This window comes from Prevotella ihumii, from assembly GCF_900155655.1.
Taxonomy (GTDB): domain Bacteria; phylum Bacteroidota; class Bacteroidia; order Bacteroidales; family Bacteroidaceae; genus Prevotella; species Prevotella ihumii.
Genome location: NZ_LT706987.1, coordinates 1025230 through 1050299, shown reverse-complemented (window position 1 = coordinate 1050299; position 25070 = coordinate 1025230). Strand labels below are relative to the sequence as shown.

The window sequence follows — 25070 nt, the reverse complement described above, 5'->3', positions numbered from 1 at the left end:
TGAATAACAACTATTAAAGTAATAATTTAAAACTCAAAAAAATGAAGAAATTAATTCTCATGGCAGCAGTAATGCTCGCATCGGTTGGTGCTTATGCACAACACGCAGTAGGTTCATTTAACCTTCAACCAAAGATTGGTATGAACGTTGCAATGCTTACAGATACGGAAAAGGCTGATCCACGTATTGGTTTGGCAGTAGGTGTTGAAGGTGAGTATCAGGTTTCTGATATTTTCTCTATTAGCGGTGGCGTTCTTTATTCTATGCAAGGTAACAAGTACGAAGTTGCATCTAACCCCTTGAAGTCAAAAGTTACAAACACAGTTAAGCTTGACTATGTAAATGTTCCAATTATGGCTAACGTTTATGTTGTTAAAGGCTTGGCAGTTAAGCTCGGTATTCAGCCAGGTTTCAAGGTAAGCAGCAAACTCAATACAGACGTTAATACTCCTATCGCTAAGGGTAACAAGGATGCAGACCTCGATAAAGTAAAAGCATTCGATTTCTCTATTCCAGTAGGTATCTCTTACGAATATGCTAACTTCCAGCTTGACGCTCGTTACAACTTTGGTGTAACTAATGCATTCGAAGTAGGTAAGTCTAAGAACAGCGTATTCCAGTTGACACTTGGTTACAAGTTCGACCTCTAATCCTAAAAGATTTTTATAAAACAATAAGGCATCGCTTAATTTAGAGCGGTGCTTTTGTTTTTATACTTAATAATAGCCATCTCTTTTATTCATTCTCGCAAAAAAATTGTACCTTTGCAAGAAGAAAAATATTAAAATTAGATATTATGTATCGAACAAGAACTTGTGGAGAGTTACGCTTGACTGATGCTGGTACAGAAGTAGTACTTGCAGGTTGGGTACAGCGTGCACGTAAGATGGGTGGTATGACGTTCGTAGATATTCGCGATCGTTATGGCATTACACAGATTGTTTTTAACGAGTCGGATAATGCAGAGCTTTGTGAAGAAGCTAACAAACTTGGACGTGAATATTGTATTCAAGTAAAAGGAATTGTAAACGAACGACAGAGTAAGAATAATAAAATACCAACAGGCGATATTGAAATTATCGCTAAGGAACTCAATGTATTGAGTGCATCGGAAACGCCTCCATTTACAATAGAAGACAATACAGACGGTGGAGACGACCTCCGTATGAAATATAGATACTTGGATTTGCGCCGTCCAGCAGTGCGTAGTAATTTGGAACTTCGCCATAGAATGACCATATTAATTCGCAACTTCTTGGACAATCTCAACTTCATAGAAGTAGAAACACCTATTCTTATTGGTTCTACTCCAGAGGGTGCACGCGACTTTGTTGTGCCTTCACGTATGAACCCAGGGCAGTTCTATGCTTTGCCACAAAGTCCACAGACCTTGAAGCAATTGTTGATGGTGGGCGGTTTCGACCGTTACTTCCAGATAGCTAAGTGTTTCCGTGATGAAGACTTGCGTGCTGACCGTCAACCTGAGTTTACGCAAATCGACTGCGAAATGTCGTATGTAGATCAAGAAGACGTACTCAAGGTTTTTGAAGATATGGCTCGCCATTTATTCAAAGAAATCAGAGGCATAGAATTGCCAGAGCAGTTAGAGCAAATGACTTGGCACGAGGCAATGAAGCGTTATGGCTCTGACAAACCAGATGTGCGTTTCGGTATGGAGTTTGTGGAATTGATGGATGAATTGAAGGGTACTTCAGAGTTCTCTGTATTCAATGAAGCAGAATATATCGGTGGTATTGTCGTACCTGGTTGTGCAGACTACAGCCGCAAGCAGCTCAATGAATTGACAGACTTTGTGAAACGTCCACAAGTAGGTGCTAATGGCCTGGTATTCATTAAGTATGGTGCTGATGGCGAAGTAAAGAGTTCTATTGATAAGTTCTTTACAGCTGAACAATTGCAGAAGGTGAAGGAAACAACAGGTGCAAAAGATGGTGACTTGGTGCTTATTTTGTCTGGTGATAAGGCAAATAAGACCCGTGTACAGCTATGCTCACTTCGTTTGGAAATGGGTAATCGTTTGGGCTTGCGCGATAAGAATGTGTTTAAATGTCTTTGGATTGTTGACTTCCCATTGTTTGAGTGGAGTGATGAAGAACAACGATTGATGGCTACACACCACCCATTCACAATGCCAAATCCTGACGACTTGCATTTGCTTGACGAACACCCAGAACAAGTACGTGCTAAGGCTTACGACTTTGTATGTAATGGTATTGAAGTTGGTGGCGGTTCTATCCGTATTCACGATACAGCTTTGCAAGAAAAGATGTTCGAAGTACTTGGCTTTACCAAAGAACAGGCACAAGAACAATTTGGCTTCTTGATGAATGCATTCAAATATGGTGCACCTCCACACGCTGGTATTGCTTTTGGTCTCGATCGTTATGTTAGTATTATGGCAGGCTTAGACTCTATTCGTGATGTGATAGCATTCCCTAAAAACAATAGCGGACGTGATGTTATGCTTGATGCACCTTCAACAATTGCAGATAAGCAATTGGAAGAATTGGAGTTAAAGTTGGACTTGAAATCTTAATCTGTTGATATAAATCAATAAAAAAGCATTTGGTTTCTTTTAATAGAGTCAGTAGATAATTTTTCTATTAATAAATTCTAATTCTCAAAATAATTGGTGTATCTTTGCATAATATAATAGCAAATTGTTATTTTGACTTGAGTAGAATTTAAAAATATGGCAGAGAAAAAAACTGTTGCTGCAAAGGCAACAAAGAAGACACCAACGAAGAAGATGGTTTCAACGGAAATATCTACAACAGACTTTAGCCCTGAGAATGTAGGCTTTCGAGCAGGCGATGTGTATAATGCTTTAGCAGCTGCTAAATGTGCACTTTCAGCTGCTGAAATTTCAGAAATGGCTTCTATTAGCATTGAAGATACATTTTTAGGCATTGGTTGGCTGTTAAAAGAAGGCAAAGTAAAGAATGAAGAAAGCAAGGTGGTTTTAGCTTAATCCCTTGAAACAACAATAAAGAGAGGAGTCTGTATTTAGTGTATAGACTCTTTTTTGATACTATGAATTACTACGATAAAGAAATATTGCGAATACTTATAGAAGCGGGTAGCGATGGTCTATCTGTTCAACATATTGCACGTAATGTTTTCAATGCTTGCAATTCATTTTTCACACCTATTGATAGTAGTGAGGTTTACAAATATGTGCAAAATTATCTAAGAAAAATGAGCAAAGATAGAAATTCTATGATAGAATCTCCACGCAGGGGTATTTATCGGTTGAATGCAGAGAATAAGAATTCGCAACAGCTTTACTTGTTGCTTTTAGATGATAAGGAAGAAGGAGAAAAGCCTAAACCAATAGAGGATAATAGTTTAAGTCTATTTTGATTATTCTTTCTATTAGATATTTGCAAATAAAGTGATAAGGTTAACCAATTTATTTAGTTTTTATTTGTATATTTGCAGAAATAAATATTACCTAAGATTAATATATGATGCACAATAACAATCATCTCGTAATTATGGCAGGCGGTGTTGGCAGTCGATTTTGGCCGATGAGCACTGTTGAAAAGCCCAAGCAGTTTATTGACGTGCTTGGTGTAGGTAAGTCGTTGATGCAATTGACCTACGATCGTTTTAAAGGAATTACCAATCCAGAGAATGTTTGGGTAGTGACAAACGAACGATATGTCGATATAGTTCACGAACAATTGCCTGATATTCCTATTGGAAATATCTTGAGCGAGCCTTGTCGCCGCAATACAGCTCCTTGCATTGCGTATGTTAGCTTTCGAATTAAGAAGACAGACCCCAAAGCTAATATCGTTGTAACTCCAAGCGACCATATTGTTACTGACCAAGAAGAGTTTAGAAGAGTTATTAAAAACTGTTTGAAATTTACTTCTGAAACAGATGCTATTGTAACCCTTGGTATGAAGCCAACACGTCCCGAGACGGGATATGGTTATATTCAAGCCGACCTCACAGCACCTTCTGCACGCAATAAAGAGATATTCCGTGTTGATAAGTTCCGTGAGAAACCTGACTTAGAGACTGCAAAAAAGTATATTAGTCAAAAGAGTTTCTATTGGAATGCAGGCATTTTTATTTGGAATGTTTCAACCATTGTTAATGCTTTCCGCATTTATCAACCTTGCATTGCTCGTATTTTTGAAAACATAACCAATGTCCTTGGTACAGCTGAAGAACAGGCTATGATTAACAAAGTTTATCCTGAATGTGAAAGCATTTCGGTAGACTATGCCATTATGGAGAAAACAGAAGAGATATTTGTTTCGCCTGCTGACTTTGGTTGGAGCGATTTAGGAACTTGGGGCTCGTTACACGTACAATCACAGAAAGATTTCTTTGGTAATGCACTGATAGGTGAGAACATACAAGTGTTTGATAGTAAAAACTGCATCGTTCATACTACAGACGAAAAGAAAGTGGTCATACAGGGGCTTGATGGTTACATCGTAGCTGAAAAAGGGAATACATTGCTTATTTGTCAACTCTCTGAAGAGCAGCGTATCAAACAATTTGCAGGTGAAAAATAACGATTGCTCTGTGCAAAAACATATATTATAAAGGTGAAAAAAGCTTCATAGAAAGGGAAGCATACATAGATAAAATGGAAAAGAAAATAGCACTTATTACAGGTATTACAGGTCAGGACGGAAGCTACTTAGCAGAGTTCCTGATTGAAAAAGGATACGAAGTTCACGGCTTATTGCGCCGTAGTTCTTCATTCAATACAGGCAGAATAGAACATTTGTATCTTGACGAATGGGTACGAGATATGAAGAAAGAGCGATTGGTCAATCTACATTGGGCAGATATGACAGACTCTTCTTCACTTATCCGCATTATTGGCGAGGTGAAACCAACTGAAATTTACAATTTAGCAGCTCAAAGTCACGTTAAAGTAAGTTTTGATGTGCCTGAATATACAGCCGACACAGATGCTGTTGGCGTGCTTCGTTTGTTGGAGGCTGTTCGTATTTGTGGATTTGAAAAAAGTTGTAAAATCTATCAAGCATCTACTTCCGAACTCTTTGGTAAGGTGCAAGAAGTTCCACAGAAGGAAACTACGCCTTTCTATCCACGTTCTCCATATTCTGTTGCTAAGCTCTATGGTTTTTGGATTATAAAGAATTATCGCGAGTCATACGATATGTTCTGCTGCAATGGTATATTGTTCAATCACGAAAGCGAGCGTCGTGGCGAAAATTTCGTAACACGTAAGATTACCTTAGCTGCAGCTCGCATAGCACAGGGGTTGCAAGATAAGTTGTATTTGGGCAACCTTGGTGCACGTCGCGATTGGGGTTATGCAAAAGACTATGTGGAATGTATGTGGTTGATGCTCCAGCAGTCTGAGCCTGAAGACTATGTTATTGCAACAGGAGAGATGTACACTGTGCGTGAATTTTGTACCGAAGCATTCAAGCAAGCAGGCATTGAATTAGAATGGAAAGGTGAAGGAGTAGACGAAAAGGGCATTAATAAAGCTACAGGCGAGGTACTTGTAGAAGTAGACCCTAAATACTTCCGTCCTGCTGACGTGGAACAACTTCTTGGCGACCCTACTAAGGCAAAAACAAAATTGGGTTGGAACCCACGAAAAACCAGTTTCAAAGAGTTGGTTAAGCTGATGGTAGAATACGATATGAAGTTTGTTAAGAAACTCTACTTGAAGGCACAACTCCCTGAATAATAAGATATTGGGTGAAGAAAAAAACTTTTCATCACTTTTTTACTATGATTTATTAATGAGAGCGCAACCTTTTCGTTGTGCTCTTTTTTTGTTTACAATGTAATGCGACATTTTTTTATCACACTTTTGTTACTTATTTCTTTGTTCACTTTTGGTCAGTCAGTGCCAAGAGTGATGAAATTGCATCCACAACATCATTTCCCACATTCTGTACCTAAGGGAAATTATAGCGGAATTGCGTATATAGGAAGCAATCAATATGCAGTAGTATCTGATAAAGCTGAAAAGAGTGGCTACTTTTTGTTTACCATTGACATTGATAGTCTTAAAGGTGATATTCAGAATGTAGTAGCGAACGGTTTCTATCCTTCCACCGATTCCAATCAAGACGAAGAGGGAATAGCTTTTATTCCTCAACGAAATACGTTTTTTATCGCTCGTGAAGCGGATAATAGTGTGAAAGAGTACGACCGTAATGGGCAGTTGACAGGCGTAGAACTTGCGCTACCATCGCTGTTTAAGTCGGCAACGGCTGCTTATGGGTTAGAGTCTTTAACTTATAATCCACATACAAAACTTTATTGGACAACTACCGAAAGCACCCTCCCTGCAGATGGTATGCAAGCTACTGCTACAAATAATGTCTGTAATAAATTGCGCCTATTGGCTTTCGACAGTTCTTTAGCGTCAATAGCAGAATTTCTTTATGTGATGGATAAACCACGAACACGAAAAGAAGGGCAAAGTTTTGCTATGGGCGTTGCCGACTTAGTAGCCTTAGATAGTGGTAAACTCTTAGTTTTAGAGCGTGAACTTTATGTTTCGAAATCGAAACTTGGCTCACGTGTTTACAATAAACTATATTGTGTTACACCAACTTTTTCAGCAGAAACTGCTCACAATACGCCTTTAGAAAAGCATTTGTTGACGGAGTGGAGTACAGCTATAACCCTATTACATCAAGACTTTGCCAATTATGAAGGTATATGTTTAGGACCTAAATTGTGCGAAGGCTCACAAGTATTATTACTTTGTGCCGATAGTCAAAACCAATATGGCGGAGTATTGCGCGATTGGTTTCGAACAATTATTATAAAGGAGTAAAGTCAAACTCAGAGATACTTCTAACGCAAAATTATTTCGTGAGTTTTCTCATTATAAAATACAAATGTGCCAATACCATATGAAGCAAATCATACGAAGATATATTACTCTAAATCCAAGACTTAAGGCTGCAAGAGTGTTACGTTCTCTTATAGACGAACTCACAATAATATCTGAAGATGTTTTTTGACCTATACGCCAAAATTTACAAATAAAAAAAACCGCTATCCTATAGATTTTATCTTGTGGATAGCGGTTTTATTATGTTGATATAGTTGCTTATTCTACTACAACAAGAGGTTCGTCTTCAAGAACAGCTTGACCAACTTTCACAACAACTGCTGTTACTTTGCCGTCTTTTTCAGCTTCAATGTTGTTCTGCATCTTCATTGCTTCGAGCACAACGAGTGTATCGCCAGCCTTAACTTCCTGACCTATTGCTACTTCTATAGAAGTGATAGTACCAGGAAGTGGAGCTTTAACAGCATTCGATGTGTTTACGTTCGCAGCAGAAGCAGCGTTGTCGCCACCATTGTCGGCAATAGGTTTGCCCAACTCTACCTTTTTCTTTTCAGGTTCAGCAGGTTTTTCCATCTGCACTTTGAACTCCTCGCCGTTTACTGTAACTTCAGCAATGTTGTCTTCGCTGATATTGCCAATTGCGACATTATATTCTTTGCCGTCTATTGTATATTTGAATTCTTTCATTTGTCTTATGGTTTCTTGGTCATAATCTCAAACTTAGCATTCCAAAGGGTCTGCTTAGGTTGGATTGTAATGATACCTGATTCGATGTCGTGAACGTTATTGCCAGCAAACTCGTAGAGTGCCATTGCAATAGCCGCATATTTATTATCGCTCATTATCTGTATTTTATTTGTGATACCCTAAATTACATTGGCATACAACCATGCTTCTTGGCAGGCAAGTCTTGTTTCTTATTTGCCAACTGTGCCAAACCACGGCAGATGCGGAACCGAGTATTGCGAGGCTCAATCACATCATCAATATAGCCATATTGTGCTGCTTGATAAGGATTTGCAAACTTTTCTGTGTACTCTTCTTCCTTCTCGGCAAGGAATTGTTTCACGTCGCCGCCTGCATCTTTCACAGCTTTAGCCTCTTTTCCACAAAGCACAGCAACAGCACCCGAAGCCCCCATAACTGCAATTTCAGAACTTGGCCAAGCATAGTTGAGGTCTGAACGCAATTGCTTGCAGCCCATAACGATATGCGAACCACCATAGCTCTTGCGGAGGGTTATGGTAATCTTTGGCACAGTAGCCTCGCCGTATGCGTAGAGCAATTGTGCACCATGAAGAATTACAGCGTTGTACTCCTGACCTGTACCTGGGAGGAAGCCAGGAACGTCAACAAGCGAAACAATAGGAATATTGAAAGCATCGCAGAAACGAACAAAGCGTGCGCCCTTGCGACTGGCATTGGCATCAAGAACACCAGCGTAAGCCGATGGCTGATTAGCCACGATACCTACACTTTGACCATTGAAGCGGGCAAAACCTGTGATAATGTTCTTAGCAAACTTAGGTTGTACTTCAAAGAACTCGCCATTGTCGGTAACAGCCTTAATCACCTTATACATATCGTATGCCTGATTAGGGTCGTCAGGGATAATTTCGTTCAATAAGTCTTCCTTGCGATCAATAGGGTCGGTGCACTCTACACGTGGTGCTTCTTCACGGTTGTTAGATGGAATATAAGAAAGCAAAGTCTTGATAACGTCCATTGCTTCTTCCTCTGTCTTAGCTGTGAAACCTGTTACACCACTCTTTGTAGCGTGGACACTTGCACCGCCAAGTCCTTCAGCATCAATATCTTCGCCTGTTACGGTCTTTACAACCTTAGGACCTGTAAGGAACATATAACTTGTATCTTCCTTCATAATGATGAAGTCGGTAAGTGCAGGCGAGTAAACCGCACCACCAGCACAAGGACCAAGAATGCTTGAAATCTGTGGGATAACGCCCGATGCAAGAATATTGCGTTCAAAAATTTCAGCATAACCTGCCAAAGAGGTGATACCTTCTTGGATACGAGCACCGCCCGAGTCGTTCATACAGATAACAGGTGCACCATTAACCATAGCCATATCCATAATTTTACAGATTTTTTGCGCCATAGTCTCTGAAAGCGAACCACCATTTACTGTAAAGTCTTGAGCATAAACATATACCAAGCGACCATCAATAGTTGCAGAACCTGCCACTACACCATCGCCAAAGTATTGTTTCTTCTCCATTCCAAAGTTGTGGCAGCGGTGCAGTTTGAACATATCGTATTCCTCAAAACTACCTTTGTCTACTAACATTTCAATGCGCTCACGTGCAGTATATTTACCACGAGCGTGCTGCTTCTCGATAGCCTTTTCGCCACCACCCAAGCGAGCTTGCTCTCTTTTAGCTACGAGCTCTTTGATTTTTTCAGTTTGCTTACTCATAAAAAGTGTATTTTATTCTTTTTCTTGTTCTATTCGAAGTATAGGAATATAATGTTCCCACTAAATATCGTGCAAAAATACGAAAAAAAAGACGAAATTATCTCCGTATCGTCTTTAAAGTTTGTTAAGGTCTGAAGCTACATTTTTGAATTGTAAAAAAGCTGCATTTTATATACGGTCTATACGCCTTTAATTTTGTTTGTTCTTTGTCTTTGAGTTAATAAGAATGCTTGCATATTATTCTGAAAAAGGACAAATAATAGGTTGTCATTATAGTGTCTGAATGTGAAGAATAGAACAATCTTATTCTTTATTTTTGGTTTTTGCAATCTATTGGTTATCAGTTATTTATTGTAGTGTATACTTTAAGAAAGCTAAACATCAACGTTGACACTCCCAAAGTTGAACTTTGGCGCGGTTAAAGTTCAACTTTGGGAGTGTCAGACCTATATGTTTTGTAGGGTAAGGCAGATACTCTTGAATTTAGAACATAATTGTTAGGGTGAAGAAGTATTGCTATTTGGAATAATCGAACAAAAGCGAATACGCTGTATGCGTTATTGCCTTTCAATGCAACTATGCTATTGAGCTTATTGGGTGTTTAAAGTATTGTGATACCTTTCTTTTACCTTCTGTTCTATTTCTTTTAATGTCTTTCTACCTACCAATCGGCCTTTTATGAGTCGATAGCCTAACCAAATAAGCAGCATACCGACAATAGCTATAAGATAGACTAAGAGCGAATCAAGTTGGAAGGATTGCGCAAAGTTTTCAGCGATAACAAAACCGCCTATGAGCACAACATAGTCAACCCAATTCCATTGCGTATAGCTTTTAAGTATGCGCTGATACTCCTCATCGTTGGCTAAAACTTTGTTCTTGTTTTGTTTCCAAATTGCTTCAAATTCTTTGTCAGCCATACGTTTTTCTTGTTTTTGGGGGTGAATAATATTTGTTGTTATAATTTGTGACAGGTATTAGCACCTTTTACTTACGTTTCTTTTTCTTTGGTTCTTCTGTCTTCTTTTCAGGCACTACCAAGTCGGCATTGATATGGGTTACAAGTATTTGCATACTTCCTTTGCTAAACGAGATAGTGTAAAGTCCGCCTTTGTGGTCTTTTCGTTTATAGGTGTAAGCAAACTTATTGATGCTCCAACAGCTATCGGTTTTAGCTATTTCATCTATAGAGGCATAGAATGTTTTGCTTGGGATGGTATCAAAATTAAGTATAGCTGAATAGTTGCCTCCTGAAACGTTTTCCTCGTCCATCGCTAACGAAATGGTATCGGGAATGATGGGCGTTTCTTTTATAATTTTATACTTTGGAAAACGCAAGTTGGTTATCTTATTCAGATTGATGGGAATAAGGGTGTCTTGAACGTGAGGGGCAAACACTTCGGCAGCTACGGTGTCGCCATCAGAAGGCGTGGCAGTATTGTGCCCATTGCAACTTATAAAGACTATAGAAAAGAGAATGTAAGTTGCAGATATTAATGTGTTTACGTGTATTTTATGAAGTAAATGTTTCATATCATTGTTATTTAATTTTTGGGTAGGGAATATGAGTGTTAGAGCTGCAATCTACTTGTCTTTAGCTTGTAAAGCCTTGAGGCGTTTTTGCGCTATAACGTGTTCAGGGCATAGCTCAAGTGCTTTCTTATAGTTGTTAGCAGCCGCCTCTCGCATACCTTCACGTTCGCAGTCTTTTGCCATTAGTACATATTCGGTCGCCAACTTTTTTAAGTAGGCTTGCTGTTTTTTATGTTCGGCTTTTAAGACCTTATTTTCTGCTTTCAGTGCATTTATAGTGCTGAGTTTCTTGCGCAAGTAACGTTTTACCACAGGCTTTTCTATGTCGTATCTGCTATGGATAGCTAAGAAGAAATTGTGCAGAAAGGCATCAAAATTACCTTTATCGAAGGCACGTGCAGCATCATAATATTCCTTGTCGGCTTTGCTTTGTTTTAGTGCTGTTTGCAAAGTTTGGTTGTTGTTGTAATGTTTGGCAAAGTTGGTTACTTCTGCTTTTACAAATACATCTCTACGGCTAATGGGCTTGTGTAGCGTGATGCCTTCAAGACTTGTACAACGCGACAGGGCTACATAGGTTTGGCCGCTTGCAAACACACCACCACTAAAATCGATGTCAACATTCTTGAACGTTAGCCCTTGACTTTTGTGTACGGTAATTGCCCAAGCTAACTTTATGGGGTATTGCACATAAGTTCCTATTTGTTCTTCTTCTATTTTTTGCTCTACTTCGTTGAAGGTATAGCGAATGTTTTCCCACAATTTACGTTGCACTTGTAGGTCTTCGCCATCTTCGGTTCTAACGTAAAGAATGCCCGCTTCCTCGTCAATGCCAATGATAATTCCTAATGTTCCGTTTACCCATTGTTTTTCCACATCGTTCTTGATAAACATAATGTGCGCCCCTACCTTGATAGAGAGTTCTATTGGTGTGGGTAAACTGCTTTCAGGAAACTCGCCTGTAATATTGCCATATAGGGTTATGACTTCGCCAGAGAGGTTTTCTAACTCTTTATTGTTAATCCAATCTACGGTATCACGGCGTGTGGAAAGGGTTATTGCCAAACTATCGCCCTCGCTCTTTGCTTGTTTTTCGGTTGTTACACGAGTATTCAAGCGTTGTAGGTCGGTGTCGGTAATTTGATTGACACGAATATGGTCTAAGATAGAAATAAAGTTGGGGTCGGATTGTCGATATACTTTTCTTAATTCGATGCTCACTAAGGGGTAGTGTTGGAACACTTTGGCATCGAAGAAGTAGCCGCTGGGGTAGAAAGGTTGAAGGAGTTGGCGGTCTTCTTCCTTCAACACGGGTTCAAGTTGGTAAATATCGCCTACCAATAAGAGCTGTTTGCCACCAAAAGGTTCGCGCATATTGCGATTGTAAATGCGGAGAACCTTGTCTATAAAGTCGATAATTTCTGCACGAACCATACTTATCTCGTCTATAATAATAAGGTCGAGTTCGCGCAAGAGTTTGCATTTTTCGCTGTTGTATTTCAGCGTGTTTCTAATGTTACGTGCCGAATAGCGCACGTCATTGGGCAATAGGGGGTGGAAAGGGAGCTTGAAAAAGCTATGCAGGGTTACGCCTCCAGCATTGATGGCTGCAATACCTGTTGGGGCAAGTACTACGTATTTTTTCTTTGTTGTGGCAGTGATATAGCGCAAGAATGTGGACTTACCTGTGCCAGCTTTGCCTGTGAGGAAAAGCGAGTTATGGGTGAATTGGACAACTTGAAGAGCTTGTTGAAACTCTTCGTTGTCCAAGTCTATGTGCTTAATATCAATGCCTCTGCTTGCCATTTTAAATCTCCACAGGTTCTATCCTTGGTTTAGGAGCGTGTGTGGGGGTATTCCTATTCGGTGTATTTGGGTTTGGCTGATTTTGCCTGTTGTTTTCCGACGGGGCAGTTATGGGGTTTTCCTCGTTTCCCATTCCGTCCTCTTCTGAATTATTGTTTTCCTCATCTTCGCCTTCGCTTTGTTGGCGTGCGTTTCTACGTTGTTGTTGATAATAGTATAACAAGCTGTCAGGCAACTGAGTAGATGTAACGTGCGATTGGCAATCATACATCGAAGGTTCTATTTCTTCTTCAGGATTTATTGTCCATTTAGCGTGATACTTTTGGAAAGCTTTGTCGCACATAAGTGCATAGATAAAGTTTCCACAGAGCGGAAGTGCTGTTTTAGAACCTTGTCCTAATGCTCCTGTTCGGAAATGGATACTGCGGTATTCGCCACCTACCCACGCTCCAACAACAAGGTTTGGACTTACTGCCATAAACCACGCATCAGAGTGATTGTTAGAAGTTCCTGTCTTTCCTCCCCAATCGGTGTCTTTGAAGATGTATTGATTGAGCGTGCGACTTGTACCACTTGGTTCTGTTAAGCCCCCTTTTAAGAGTTCTTGCATAAAGAAAGCACTCTTGTATGGTAACACTTGTTTGGTTTCGGTCGGCCCTACATAAACTTCGTTGCCTTTCTGGTCCAATATCTTTGTTACAACTACAGGTTCGTGAAACTCGCCATCGTTAGCTACAGTGCAATAAGCATTGGTCATCTCTAACAAGTTAACGTCGCTCGAACCTAATGCCAATGAAGGTTCGTTTTCCAATGGGCTCTTTATACCCATATCTTGTGCGGTGCGAATAATGTTTTTGATACCCATTTCCTGACCTAAACGCACAGCTATTGTATTGACACTTCGAGCAAAACCTGCCTTTAAGGTGATGGAATCGCCTGAATAATTGCCATTGGCATTGCGTGGTGTCCAAGTTTTCATTATTCCAGTCTTCTTGTCTAACACCTGCATACTTATATACTCGTCTCGGCGTTTGTCGCAAGGAGCTAAGCCTTGGTTCATCGCTTCTGAATAAACAAATAGTTTGAAAGTAGAGCCGGGCTGACGTTGAGCCGTTACCTTATCATACTTCCACGACTTAAAGTCTATGTCTCCTACCCAAGCTCGTACAGCTCCTGTTTGTGGTTCCATAGCAACCATAGAGCAGTGCATAAACTTCACCATATATCGGATAGAGTCCATTGACGACATTTCTTTCTCTATTGTTCCTTTTTCAAAGTCGAATAGCTTTACTTTGTGTGGTTTGTTGATGTAGTACAACACGCTATCGGGCTGGTTAGGGTACTTTCTTACAAGAGCTTTGTAGAACGGTTGACGCTCGGCAATGCCTTCTATGAAGCCTGGAACAAGGTTTCCATTCTCATCACGCCAAGGGTCTTGACCTCGCCAATGGTTGTCGAAGTCGTGCTGTATCTTGCGCATTTGCTTTGTTGCAGCTTCTTCTGCATACTTCTGCATATGGGTGTCGATGGTGGTATATATCTTTAAACCACTGCTATAGAGGTCGTAATCGTTGTCTTTTGCCCAATCTTTTAGGTAATCGGCAACGTATTCTCTGAAGTATTGGCAGCGTCCATCGTAGTTTTCTTCATAATGAACATCAAGTCTAATAGGCTGTTTTGATAGTACGTCATACTTGTCTTTGCTCAACAAATTGTGAGTTACCATATTGTACAACACAGTGTTTCGTCTTCCAAAAGAGTTGGTTGGATTGGAAATAGGGTTGTAATAAGTTGTGGCTTTCAGCATACCAACAAGCGTTGCAGCCTCATTGGTTGTGAGGTTTTTAGGCAATTTATTGAAGTAAGTACGTGCAGCTATCTTGATACCAAACGAGTTGTTTCCAAAGTCTACGGTATTGGCATACATTGTTAGAATTTCTTCTTTTGAGTAAAGTAGCTCTATCTTGTATGCCATAATCCACTCCTTAGCTTTCACGATAAGCATACGCAAACCAGGAACACGACCTAAGATGCCAGAATATTCTTTGTTGCGTAGACGAAACATATTTTTGGCTAATTGTTGTGTAATAGTTGAAGCTCCACGTGCGCCATCACGTGTAACTGCGTCTTTTACAGCACCTCCAATACCCATAAAGTCAACACCAAAATGACTATAAAAGCGTTCGTCTTCAGTGCTAATGAGTGCATTCCAAAAGTCGGGAGTTACCTCATTGTAGTTTACTGGACTTCTGTTTTCTTTGAAATATTTGCCTATCAATACCGAGTCGGCACTATATATTTCTGAAGCTGCGTATGTAGGTGGAGTTTGTATTTCTGCAAATCCTGGCGACTTACCAAAAAGCCACAAGAAGTTAATATCTACCATTCCAAAGAACAGAAAGATAGAAACAAAAAATGAAACAATGCCTATTAATCCCTTTGTGTACCACGCACGACCTTTATAAAGTCGAACGTACCAAGGAAAGAAATTGATAAATCCTTTACAGATATTCTTGAAGAATTTGATAATAGTTTTCATTTAGATGTTTGCTTATATAGCTTTGCTTCGCTACTTCTTAAACTACAAAAGTAAGAAATAACTTGTTTATGCAAGCAGAGATGTGGTATAATTTAATATTTCTTCAATGTTATCGGGGTTGAACCATCTCATTTGGGCGTCTTTTTTGAACCAAGTGAGTTGTTTGCGTGCATATCTGCGTGTGTTGCTTTGCAGCTTAAAGATGGTTTCATCGAGTGTTGTAAGTCCATCAAGATACTCAAACATTTCTTTGTAGCCTACCGTGTTCAGCGCATTAAGATGTCTATATTTGTACATCTCTTTTGCTTCCTCAATGATACCATCGGCTATCATTTGCAGTGTACGTTGGTTGATGCGGTGGTAAAGTTCTTCACGCTCACGGTTTAGTCCTATCTTTATCACATCAAAGGGTCTTTCTTTCTTCTCATTGGTACGGAATGAAGTATAGGTCTTGCCTGTTTGATGGCATATTTCTAAAGCGTGAATAACACGACGATGGTTCTTTCGGTCTACTATTTCCCAATATTCAGGGTCAAGCTTTCTAAGTTCGTCGCATAAAGGTTCAAGTCCTTCCTCTTCATAGCGTTGCATCATCAACGTGCGAATTTCGTCTTTTATGGTTGGAATGTCATCAATGCCGTTGCAAACAGCATCAATATACATCATTGAGCCACCAGAAAGAAGAAAGTTAGACTGAGGGTGAGCCGCCAGAATGCTGAGTACATCCTGCTCATACATACTTGCAGAATAGTAGTCGGTAACGCTATGGCTACCCACAAAGTAATGTTTTACACGCTTGAGTTGTTCGGGGGTAGGAGCAGCAGTACCTATTGGCAATTCCGCATAAATCTGACGCGAATCAGCATTGACAATAGGTACTGAAAGATGTTCAGCCATACGGAGTGCGAGTTCGGTTTTCCCCACTCCCGTAGGACCAGTTATAACAATGAGGGTTTGTTTCTTCAAAATAAAATAGTTTAAGACTATGAGTTAGCTTTCACCATTTATTTAATAATACCACGTGAAGAAGCTTGGACAAACTCTATAATGTGTTCAATTTCAGTCGTTAAAGGCATAGTTTCCTTTATCTTTTGAATGTTTTCTTCTCGTGTGCCTTCTCCATAAAGCAATCTGTAAGCATTATGAATTTGGTCTATCTGTTCATTAGAAAAACCTTTACGGCGTAAGCCTACCAAATTGAGCCCCATATAGCGAATAGGGTCACGCCCAGCAATTATATATGGAGGTATGTCTTGTGAAAATCTGCTTCCGCCTTGTATCATCACATTGCGTCCAATGTTGCAAAATTGGTGACAAAGCACTGCTGCTGAGATGATTGCAAAATCTTCTACTGTTACTTCACCTGCCAACTTTGTAGAATTGCCAATGATAATATTCGACCCAATGATACAATCGTGTGCAATGTGCATATTCTCCATCAACAAGTTATTGCTCCCTACAATGGTTTTTCCCTTTGAAGCTGTGCCACGTGAGATGGTAACATTTTCACGAATAGAGTTGTTATTGCCAATTTCACAAGTCGTTACTTCGCCTTTAAACTTCAAATCTTGTGGTTTAGTAGAGATGCTTGCTCCAGGGAAGAACTCGTTATTATCGCCAATACGTGCTCCTGTGTGAATGGTTACGCTATTGAGTAGATTGTTGTTATTGCCAATAACCGTATTGTCGTCAATGTAACAAAACGGACCTATAATGTTTCCATCACCTAATTTTGCATTAGGATGCACAAATGCTAATGGACTAATATTATTCATTTCAATATCTATAATTACTTATTTTTTACTATTTGGGCTGTAAATGTTGCTTCAGCCACTACGGTGTCGCCAACAAATATATAGCCTCTCATTGAGCTGATGTCGTGACGCACAGGACCTAAAAGTTCGACACGGAAGAGTAGGGTGTCACCTGGTGTAACCTTCTGGCGGAACTTTACATTGTCTATCTTTAAGAAATAGGTAGACCATCGTTCAGGCTCTTCCAATCGCGATAATACCAACAAACCGCCACACTGCGCCATTGCTTCAATCTGAAGCACCCCTGGCATAGTAGGTTCTTGTGGGAAATGACCTTGGAAGAACGGTTCGTTGGCTGTGATGTTTTTAACACCGACAATGCTATTTGAACCCATAGCTATAACTTTGTCAATCAGCTGCATAGGGTAGCGGTGTGGAAGTAACTCTCTAATGCGAATATTGTCCATTAAAGGCTCTTCGTTTGGGTCATAGATAGGTGCTTGTATTTTGTGTTTGCGAATGTCTTTGCGTATCATTCGGGCAAACTTGTTGTTTACTGTGTGACCAGGGCGAGTAGCCACGATGCGACCTTTGATAGGTTTACCAATCAATGCCACGTCGCCAATGATGTCTAACAACTTGTGGCGTGTACATTCATTATCCCACATCAAAGGTTTGGTTTGGATATATCCTATTTGCGATGCGTCCATACGTGGTACACGAAGGAGGTCTGCCAACTGGTCGAGTGTTTCCTGCTCTACCTGTCTTTCGTAAATTACAATAGCATTGTCTAAGTCGCCACCTTTGATGAGATTAGCCTGTAACAATGGCATAATGTCGCGTACAAATACGAATGTGCGGGCAGGGGCAATCTCTTTTGCGAACTTATCAATATTATCTAACGTTGCAAACTGACTGCTAATAAACTTTGAATCGAACGAACACATTGCTGTGATAGAGAAATGTTCGTCAGGAAGAATGGTAATCACACTGCCATTGGCATCTTTATATTCCATCTTCTTACGAATGATGTAATAATCCTTTGGTGTGTTCTGTTCAACAATTCCAACTTCGTTAATCTTCTCTACGTACATTATTGCAGAGCCATCAAGGATAGGAAATTCAGGACCATTGATTTGAATAAGACAGTTGTCTATTCCCATTGCATAGAGGGCAGCCAATCCGTGTTCGATAGTACTCACACGTGCTTCGCCCTTTGCAATTACCGTTCCACGCTGTGTGTCGATTACGTTTTCTGCAATAGCGTCTATAATAGGTTGACCTTCCAGGTCTATACGTTGTATTTTATAACCCGTGTTGTCTGGAGCAGGATTAAAAGTAACAGTAAGACTTAGACCTGTGTGTAAGCCTTTGCCAAAGAGCGAGAAACTCCCCTTTAGTGTTTTCTGTTTTGCTGTTTCCATATATCTTATTTATTCTTTTTCAGTTCTTCTATTTCTTTTTTTAGTGTGTCAATTTCTTTATACATCTCTGGAAGTCGCTTAAAAATAGCTTGCGACTTGAAGAAGTTACGTGGTTCGATAGCAGGGCTTCCCATAAGCGACTGTTCGTCTTTAAGGTTGCTGATAATTCCAGACTGTGCGCCTAAGAAGACCTTATTACCTATTTTTATATGTCCAGCTAAGCCCACTTGACCGCCGAACATACACCATTCTCCCACCTTGGTAGAGCCTGCAATTCCTACTTGAGCACTCATCACAGTGTTCGATCCTATGTCGGTATTGTGCGCTATCTGCACAAGATTATCAAGTTTTACGCCCTTGCGTATGTAGGTGCTACCCATTGTTGAGCGGTCGATACACGTATTTGCGCCAATTTCTACATCGTCTTCAATGGTTACAATACCTATTTGTGGTATCTTGTCGTAACTATTAGTGTCTGCATTTGGAGCAAAGCCGAAGCCATCTGCACCAACTACACAACCCGAATGGAGAATGACATTGTTGCCAATCTTAGTTCCGTGGTAGATGCTAACGTTAGGATAGATAATACAATTGCAACCTATAGAAATGTTTTCCATAATGGTGGCGTGTGGGTAAATCTGAGTGCCATCGCCTATCACTACGTTGTCGCCAATATAAGCAAAAGCTCCGATATATACATTCTCACCAATTGTAGCTTTAGGAGAAACAAAAGCTAAGGTATCAATTCCTTGCCTTTTAGGCTTCATATTCTCATAGAGTTGGAGCAATTTTGCAACACAATCGCGTGCGTTTTTCACTCTGATGAGCGTAGCTTTGGTAGGTTTATCTATATTGATGCTTTCGTCTACGAGAACGATAGAACACTCTGTATCATACAGATAATGTGTATATTTAGGGTTTGCAAGGAAAGATATTGCGCCTGCTCTACCTTCTTCAATCTTAGCAAAGGTGTTAATCGTTGTATTTTCATCACCTTCCACACTACCTTGTATGAACTGTGCGATTTGTTTTGCGGTAAATTCCATATTCTATTATATCATGATAGCTTATATCTGCAAAGATAGCAAACTTTTGTTAGATACGATGATAACAAAAGTAATATTTACGAATTTTTTTGGAAAGAAGTTCCACATTGAGAAGTTCGGACGCTTCTGCAATATCTTTTAACGTACCATCCTTTGACAAAATGCTAATGTGGTCGTCGTTTACATCATACATATCTTTCTGAATGGTGTCTATTCCCATCAGATATTTTGTGTCGTCAATGGCTATCCCTAAGGCTTTACTGAGCGTCTGCTTGCAGTCGTCAATGGCTTGGGTTGAAATAGGTTCATCGTGGATTTCAACCTTGAAAAGTTGGCGATTGATAAAGTCGGAAGCTAAAAGCGACAGTATTTTATCCTTACTTTTTGTCCATTCCTTTATCGTACTCCATACATCGTTATCGTCTAACTGAATATAATGGTCTAATGCCTCTGTATGTGATTTGAAGAAAGCAGCATCTACTTCATTTTCAAGGAAATAGGCGAGGGCAGGAGGGGCAAATAATTGCTCGCCTTGGCGAATAAGTGCTTTGGCGCGGAGTAGCACATTAACCAATATCTTTTCATAACCCACGGTGGTTTTGTGTAGATATACTTGCCAATACATCAAACGGCGTGAGGTGAGATAGTTCTCGATAGAGTAGATGCCTTTTGCATCAACCACCAAAGCATCGTCTACCACATTGAGCATCTTAATAATGCGTGCCGACCCAATCACTCCTTCGGTTACACCCGTAAAGAAACTATCACGGCGGAGGTAGTCCATTCTGTCCATATCCAACTGACTACTAATGAGTTGGTGTAGAAAACGTTTGGGGTATTCGTTCTTGAATATCTTGATAGCAAGGGTCAATGCTCCATTCATATCGTGATTGATTTTATCCATTAACATCAGCGATATTTCTTCGTGCGAAATGCCTTTAATGAGGGTATTTTCAAGTACGTGTGAGAATGGACCGTGTCCTATATCGTGCATTAATATGGCTGCCTGAATGGCTTCAGCCTCGCTATCGAAAATGAATATCCCTTTTTGTTGGAGCGAAAGAATGGCTTCGCTCATCAGATGGAATGCGCCCAATGAATGTTGGAAGCGAGTGTGTTGAGCCCCAGGATAAACCACTGATGCTAAGCCCAATTGCTTTATTCGAGTGAGGCGTTGCATCAAAGGGTGCTTAACAATGTCCAAGAGCAAGCCTCTTGGTATTTTGATAAACCCAAAAACTGGGTCGCTTATAATTTTACATTCATTCATTGTGCGTCTTTTTTCTCGTATCTGTATATAATAAGGTAAAACTTTTCACTTCTTTTAGATGCAGTTTTCTTATCTTCAATACAATCTTTTTGCCATCGTTAGTTATTGTTCTATTTTTCCATAACCGAACAATTGCTTTTTATACATCAATCTTTGAAAAGCAAAACATTGATGTTTGGAGTTCCCAAAGTTGAACTTTGAGAGGGTAAAACATATATGTTTTGGGGTGTCAAACATATATGTTTTACAAGTGTATATGTAAGTTGTTGTATGTCAGTTGTTTATAAATCTAAAGCAGCATGTTTGTTAGCTATTTTAGATTGTTCTATTCTTCTTTTTATACTCAACTTTAAAACAGAGTTTTATGCCAACTTATCGAGTTCGATAGCCATCTCTTCTTGCAATTCTTTAGCCTTTTGTGCAGCTACTTCTGCAAAGCTTTCCTCCTTGCTTGCATAGATGATGCCACGTGAAGAATTTACCAATAGTCCGCAATCTTTTATAATGCCGTACTTGCACACCTCTTGCAAGCTGCCACCTTGTGCACCTACGCCAGGAACAAGGAGGAAACTTTCGGGAGCTATGCGGCGAATATCGGTAAACATAGAACCTTGGGTTGCACCTACAACGTACATTAGATTGTTGGGAGTGCCCCATTCTTGCGACTTTTTGATTACTTTTTCGAATAAGCGAACTCCCTCTTTGTCCTCGCACAATTGGAAATCGTGGCTTCCCTTGTTGCTTGTCAGTGCAAGGAGGATAACCCATTTACCTTCATATTCTAAGAATGGCTTTACCGAGTCTTCACCCATATAAGGAGCAACGGTGAGTGAGTCGAGGTCGTACTCTTCAAAGAAAGTTTGTGCGTACATCTTCGATGTGTTGCCTATGTCGCCACGCTTTGCATCAGCGATGATGAAGTGGTGAGGATAGTTTTCTTTGAGGTAAGTTACAGTCTGTTCAAAAGCAATGATGCCCTTCGAACCATAACATTCGTAAAATGCAAGGTTAGGCTTATAAGCTACGCAGTAAGGGGCGGTTGCATCTATAATTTGCTTATTGAACGCAAAGATAGGATTTTCTTCTTTTAGGAGGTGAGGGGGGATTTTGTTAAGGTCGGTGTCTAAACCTACGCAAAGAAACGATTTCTTAGCGAATATCTGTGCTACTAATTCTTGTCTGTTCATCGTTCTGATATATTTATATAAGGTGTAAAATCTTAATTTATTAGATAAAAAAAATGCAGTTAAAGTAGTTGATTATCAAACTACTTTAGCTGCATTCCCTTATATTATAATTCGTTTTCTTTCAGCTTTTCAGCATTCTCGGCTACGGTCAGTGCATCTATCATATCTTGGATTTCGCCATTCATAAAGTTTGGCAAGTCGTGTGTGGTATAACCTATGCGGTGGTCGGTTACACGTCCTTGTGGATAGTTGTAGGTGCGAATTTTAGCTGAGCGGTCGCCCGTAGAAACAAGACTCTTTCGTCTGCTTGCTATATCGTCTACATACTTTTGATGCTCTCTGTCGTAAATGAATGTGCGAAGGCGCGACAATGCACGTTCCTTATTCTTAGGTTGGTCGCGCGTTTCGGTACATTCGATGAGGATTTCTTCTGTCTCGCCTGTATTAGGATTCTTCCAAGGATAGCGCAAACGCACACCCGACTCTACCTTATTTACGTTCTGACCACCTGCACCACTTGAGCGGAAAGTGTCCCACTTGATGTCGCCTTCATTGATATTTACCTCAAACTTGTCGGCTTCAGGGAGCACTGCCACCGTTGCTGCTGATGTCTGCATACGTCCTTGTGTATCGGTTGAAGGTACACGCTGCACACGGTGTACGCCCGATTCATATTTCAATATGCCGTAAACTCCATCGCCCGAAACAGCAAAGTCTATTTCCTTAAAGCCTCCCACAGCACCTTCTGACACGGACGTGATGGCTAAAGTCCAACCTTTCTTATCGCAGAAACGCTTGTACATATTAAAGATGTCGCCTGCAAAGAGGGCAGCCTCATCGCCACCGGCTCCTGCACGAATTTCCATCTGTACATTCTTGTCATCTTCAGGGTCTTTAGGAACGAGCAACATCTTGATTTCTTCTTCCAGTTTAGGTTGGAGTTCCTCATTTTCGCTCAACTCCATTCGAGCCATTTCCTTCATATCTGGGTCGCTCTCATTGGTAATTATATCCTTTGCTTCACTGATGGTAGTGAGGCAGTTGATATAACGTTTGCGAGCATTCATTATGTCGCCCAAGTCTTTGTATTCCTTTGTTAGCTTGACATATCTTTGCTGGTCAGCAATGACATCTGGGTCGGTTATCAAAGTAGAAACTTCTTCAAAGCGAGCCTCAAGGCCGTCAAGCTTTTGCAATATACTATTATTATCTGGCATATATGGTTTTTATTTTCAGTCGTTATCTTTTTTAAGGGAACTTATCAGTTGCCTTAACGACTGCTTTTATTAATAATTAAATTCTCCAAATTCGCTCTTGATGGTAAGGCTCTTTTGTCCTTCTTCGATGTGTCCTATCACTTGGGCATCAATATTAAACGACTTGCTGATTGCGATAACCTTTTCTGCAATTTCCGGACGTACATATATCTCCATTCTGTGACCCATATTGAACACCTGATACATTTCTTTCCAGTCTGTTCCGCTGCAATCTTTTATGGCTTGGAACAATGGTGGCACTGGGAACATATTGTCTTTCACCACCTTGCAGTTGTCGTTTACAAAGTGTAATACCTTGGTTTGTGCGCCCCCTGTGCAATGTACCATACCGTGGATTTCAGGACGAAGCTCATCAAGAATGCGCTTTATCACTGGTGCGTATGTGCGAGTAGGAGAGAGTACTAATTCGCCTGCGTTGATAGGGCTATTCTCTACCTTGTCGTCTAATCTGTATTTGCCGCTATAAACCAAATCGTTAGGTACGGCGTGGTCGAAGCTTTCGGGATATTTTTCTGCTAAATACTTTGCGAAAACATCGTGGCGCGCACTTGTAAGACCATTACTGCCCATACCGCCATTATACTTTTTCTCGTAAGTAGCTTGTCCCGTAGAACTCAAACCTACAATCACATCCCCCGGGCGAATATTTGCATTGTCTATAACATCAGTACGTTTCATACGGCAGGTTACTGTTGAGTCGACAATAATTGTGCGAACAAGGTCGCCCACGTCGGCTGTTTCTCCGCCAGTAGGGTAGATACCAATTCCCATTTCTCGCATTTCAGATAGCAATTCGTCAGTTCCGTTGATGATAGCTGAAATTACTTCACCCGAAATGAGCATCTTATTGCGTCCAATGGTTGATGAAACCAAGATATTGTCTACTGCTCCTACGCACAAGAGGTCGTCAGTATTCATAACAATGGCATCTTGTGCAATGCCTTTCCATACATTGAGGTCGCCCGTTTCTTTCCAGTACATATAAGCAAGTGATGACTTTGTACCCGCACCATCGGCGTGCATAATGTTACAATATTCCTCATCACCTCCTAATACATCGGGAATGATTTTGCAAAAAGCCTGTGGAAAAATGCCTTTGTCGATGTTTTTAATTGCGTTGTGTACGTCTTCTTTTGCTGCGCTTACACCACGCATTGCGTATCTGTTATTCATTGTTATGACTATATATTGGTTTATTATTCCTTTTAATCCTTACTATTCCAAAACTCCCAGCTTGCAAAGGCTTGCAAGAGAAGCATCTCTAATCCGTTTTTTACCACAGCTCCGTGTTCCTTACCTTTACGCATAAAAAGCGTTTCGTCAGGGTTGTACAGCAAATCGTACAAGAGTGTGTGGCTGTCCATTGCCTCGTAAGGCAGCTTTGGACATTCTTCTACATTAGGATACATACCCAATGGAGTGCAGTTAATGATTACGTTGAACTCTTTTATCAGCTTTGGCGAAATATCATCATAGATAAGACTATTGAGTGAACGTCGTCTTGAAACATATTGAGTTTCGATGCCTAACGACTTCAGACCATAGTTTACAGCTTTTGCAGCTCCACCTGTACCAAGTATCAATGCCTTTTTGTGATAACGCTCGAGCAATGGTTCGATGCTTCGGGTGAAGCCTATAACATCGCTATTGAAACCTTTGAGATAAGGTTTGTTGCCCTTATGTTCCACACGGATTACATTAACAGCTCCAATGGCTTTGGCTTCAGGGCTTATGGCATCAAGATATTTCATCACTTGTTCCTTGTATGGAATGGTGACGTTTAACCCTTTAAGTTCGGTATTGGTGTTGAGAATTTCTAAGAGGTTATCTATTGACGGTATAGCATAATTGATATACTCGGCATCGATACCTTCGTTTTGGAATTTCTCATTGAAAAAACCTTTTGAAAACGAATGTTCTAAGGTAACACCTATAAGTCCATATTTATCCATAAGC

Annotated in this window: 23 protein-coding genes and 1 pseudogene; 8 read left to right on the top strand and 16 right to left on the bottom strand. The window is 40.3% G+C overall.

Going from position 1 to position 25070, the window contains the following annotated elements; translation table 11 throughout:
- Positions 1-41: 41 nt before the first annotated feature.
- The 8 genes and pseudogenes from CZ367_RS04960 to CZ367_RS16730 all read left to right on the top strand — a co-directional run.
- The gene (locus tag CZ367_RS04960) at positions 42-650 is read left to right on the top strand and encodes a porin family protein (RefSeq protein WP_077195874.1); all 609 of its coding nucleotides are present in this window, start codon (positions 42-44) and stop codon (positions 648-650) included.
- Positions 651-796: 146 nt separating this feature from the next.
- The gene (aspS, locus tag CZ367_RS04955) at positions 797-2557 is read left to right on the top strand and encodes an aspartate--tRNA ligase (protein ID WP_077195873.1); all 1761 of its coding nucleotides are present in this window, start codon (positions 797-799) and stop codon (positions 2555-2557) included.
- Between the two features lie 156 nt (positions 2558-2713).
- A complete protein-coding gene (locus CZ367_RS04950; RefSeq protein ID WP_077195872.1) occupies positions 2714-2992 on the top strand; it encodes a winged helix-turn-helix domain-containing protein in 279 nt (92 codons plus the stop codon).
- A gap of 62 nt (positions 2993-3054) precedes the next feature.
- A complete protein-coding gene (locus tag CZ367_RS04945; RefSeq protein WP_077195871.1) occupies positions 3055-3384 on the top strand; it encodes a hypothetical protein in 330 nt (109 codons plus the stop codon).
- A gap of 104 nt (positions 3385-3488) precedes the next feature.
- A complete protein-coding gene (locus CZ367_RS04940; RefSeq protein ID WP_077195870.1) occupies positions 3489-4556 on the top strand; it encodes a mannose-1-phosphate guanylyltransferase in 1068 nt (355 codons plus the stop codon).
- A gap of 74 nt (positions 4557-4630) precedes the next feature.
- Entirely contained in the window at positions 4631-5716 is a 1086-nt protein-coding gene (gmd, locus tag CZ367_RS04935) for a GDP-mannose 4,6-dehydratase (RefSeq protein WP_077195869.1), read from the top strand.
- 174 nt (positions 5717-5890) lie between these two features.
- Positions 5891-6820, top strand: coding sequence for an esterase-like activity of phytase family protein (locus CZ367_RS04930; protein ID WP_237581548.1), 930 nt, complete (start codon positions 5891-5893; stop codon positions 6818-6820).
- A 31-nt stretch (positions 6821-6851) separates the two neighbouring features.
- A pseudogene (locus CZ367_RS16730) lies at positions 6852-7007 on the top strand (IS256 family transposase, variant Zn-binding type); the annotation flags it as partial.
- 92 nt (positions 7008-7099) lie between these two features.
- On the opposite strand, the gene CZ367_RS04925 reads toward CZ367_RS16730, so the two are convergent.
- The 16 genes from CZ367_RS04925 to CZ367_RS04855 all read right to left on the bottom strand — a co-directional run bounded on the left by CZ367_RS04925 (position 7100) and on the right by CZ367_RS04855 (position 25066).
- On the bottom strand, positions 7100-7528 hold the full coding sequence (locus tag CZ367_RS04925; protein ID WP_077195867.1) for a biotin/lipoyl-containing protein: 429 nt from the start codon (positions 7526-7528) through the stop codon (positions 7100-7102).
- Between the two features lie 5 nt (positions 7529-7533).
- Positions 7534-7683, bottom strand: a complete 150-nt coding sequence (locus CZ367_RS15820; RefSeq protein WP_202613114.1) for a hypothetical protein — start codon at positions 7681-7683, stop codon at positions 7534-7536.
- Positions 7684-7712: 29 nt separating this feature from the next.
- Complete coding sequence (locus CZ367_RS04920; RefSeq protein ID WP_077195866.1) at positions 7713-9278, bottom strand: acyl-CoA carboxylase subunit beta; 1566 nt, start codon at positions 9276-9278, stop codon at positions 7713-7715.
- A gap of 590 nt (positions 9279-9868) precedes the next feature.
- Positions 9869-10198: a Fis family transcriptional regulator gene (locus tag CZ367_RS04915; RefSeq protein ID WP_077195865.1), complete on the bottom strand. Its 330-nt coding sequence runs from the start codon at positions 10196-10198 to the stop codon at positions 9869-9871.
- Positions 10199-10265: 67 nt separating this feature from the next.
- Positions 10266-10811, bottom strand: a complete 546-nt coding sequence (locus CZ367_RS04910; RefSeq protein ID WP_077195864.1) for a hypothetical protein — start codon at positions 10809-10811, stop codon at positions 10266-10268.
- Positions 10812-10862: 51 nt separating this feature from the next.
- Positions 10863-12617: an AAA family ATPase gene (locus tag CZ367_RS04905; RefSeq protein ID WP_077195863.1), complete on the bottom strand. Its 1755-nt coding sequence runs from the start codon at positions 12615-12617 to the stop codon at positions 10863-10865.
- 1 nt (position 12618) lies between these two features.
- Positions 12619-15156, bottom strand: a complete 2538-nt coding sequence (locus CZ367_RS04900) for a transglycosylase domain-containing protein (RefSeq protein WP_077195862.1) — start codon at positions 15154-15156, stop codon at positions 12619-12621.
- 66 nt (positions 15157-15222) lie between these two features.
- Positions 15223-16122 (bottom strand): tRNA (adenosine(37)-N6)-dimethylallyltransferase MiaA, encoded by a 900-nt coding sequence (gene miaA, locus CZ367_RS04895; RefSeq protein WP_077195861.1) that lies wholly within the window; start codon positions 16120-16122, stop codon positions 15223-15225.
- A gap of 38 nt (positions 16123-16160) precedes the next feature.
- Positions 16161-16931: an acyl-ACP--UDP-N-acetylglucosamine O-acyltransferase gene (gene lpxA, locus CZ367_RS04890; RefSeq protein WP_077195860.1), complete on the bottom strand. Its 771-nt coding sequence runs from the start codon at positions 16929-16931 to the stop codon at positions 16161-16163.
- A gap of 14 nt (positions 16932-16945) precedes the next feature.
- The gene (locus CZ367_RS04885; RefSeq protein WP_077195859.1) at positions 16946-18334 is read right to left on the bottom strand and encodes a bifunctional UDP-3-O-[3-hydroxymyristoyl] N-acetylglucosamine deacetylase/3-hydroxyacyl-ACP dehydratase; all 1389 of its coding nucleotides are present in this window, start codon (positions 18332-18334) and stop codon (positions 16946-16948) included.
- Between the two features lie 5 nt (positions 18335-18339).
- Positions 18340-19380: a UDP-3-O-(3-hydroxymyristoyl)glucosamine N-acyltransferase gene (lpxD, locus tag CZ367_RS04880; protein ID WP_077195858.1), complete on the bottom strand. Its 1041-nt coding sequence runs from the start codon at positions 19378-19380 to the stop codon at positions 18340-18342.
- Positions 19381-19429: 49 nt separating this feature from the next.
- Positions 19430-20650 (bottom strand): HD domain-containing protein, encoded by a 1221-nt coding sequence (locus tag CZ367_RS04875; RefSeq protein WP_077195857.1) that lies wholly within the window; start codon positions 20648-20650, stop codon positions 19430-19432.
- Between the two features lie 362 nt (positions 20651-21012).
- Positions 21013-21837, bottom strand: coding sequence for an orotidine-5'-phosphate decarboxylase (pyrF, locus tag CZ367_RS04870; RefSeq protein WP_077195856.1), 825 nt, complete (start codon positions 21835-21837; stop codon positions 21013-21015).
- 104 nt (positions 21838-21941) lie between these two features.
- Positions 21942-23054, bottom strand: a complete 1113-nt coding sequence (prfA, locus tag CZ367_RS04865; protein WP_077195855.1) for a peptide chain release factor 1 — start codon at positions 23052-23054, stop codon at positions 21942-21944.
- Between the two features lie 69 nt (positions 23055-23123).
- On the bottom strand, positions 23124-24287 hold the full coding sequence (locus tag CZ367_RS04860) for an AIR synthase-related protein (protein WP_077195854.1): 1164 nt from the start codon (positions 24285-24287) through the stop codon (positions 23124-23126).
- A gap of 32 nt (positions 24288-24319) precedes the next feature.
- On the bottom strand, positions 24320-25066 hold the full coding sequence (locus CZ367_RS04855; protein WP_077195853.1) for a shikimate dehydrogenase family protein: 747 nt from the start codon (positions 25064-25066) through the stop codon (positions 24320-24322).
- Between the last annotated feature and the right edge of the window lie 4 nt (positions 25067-25070).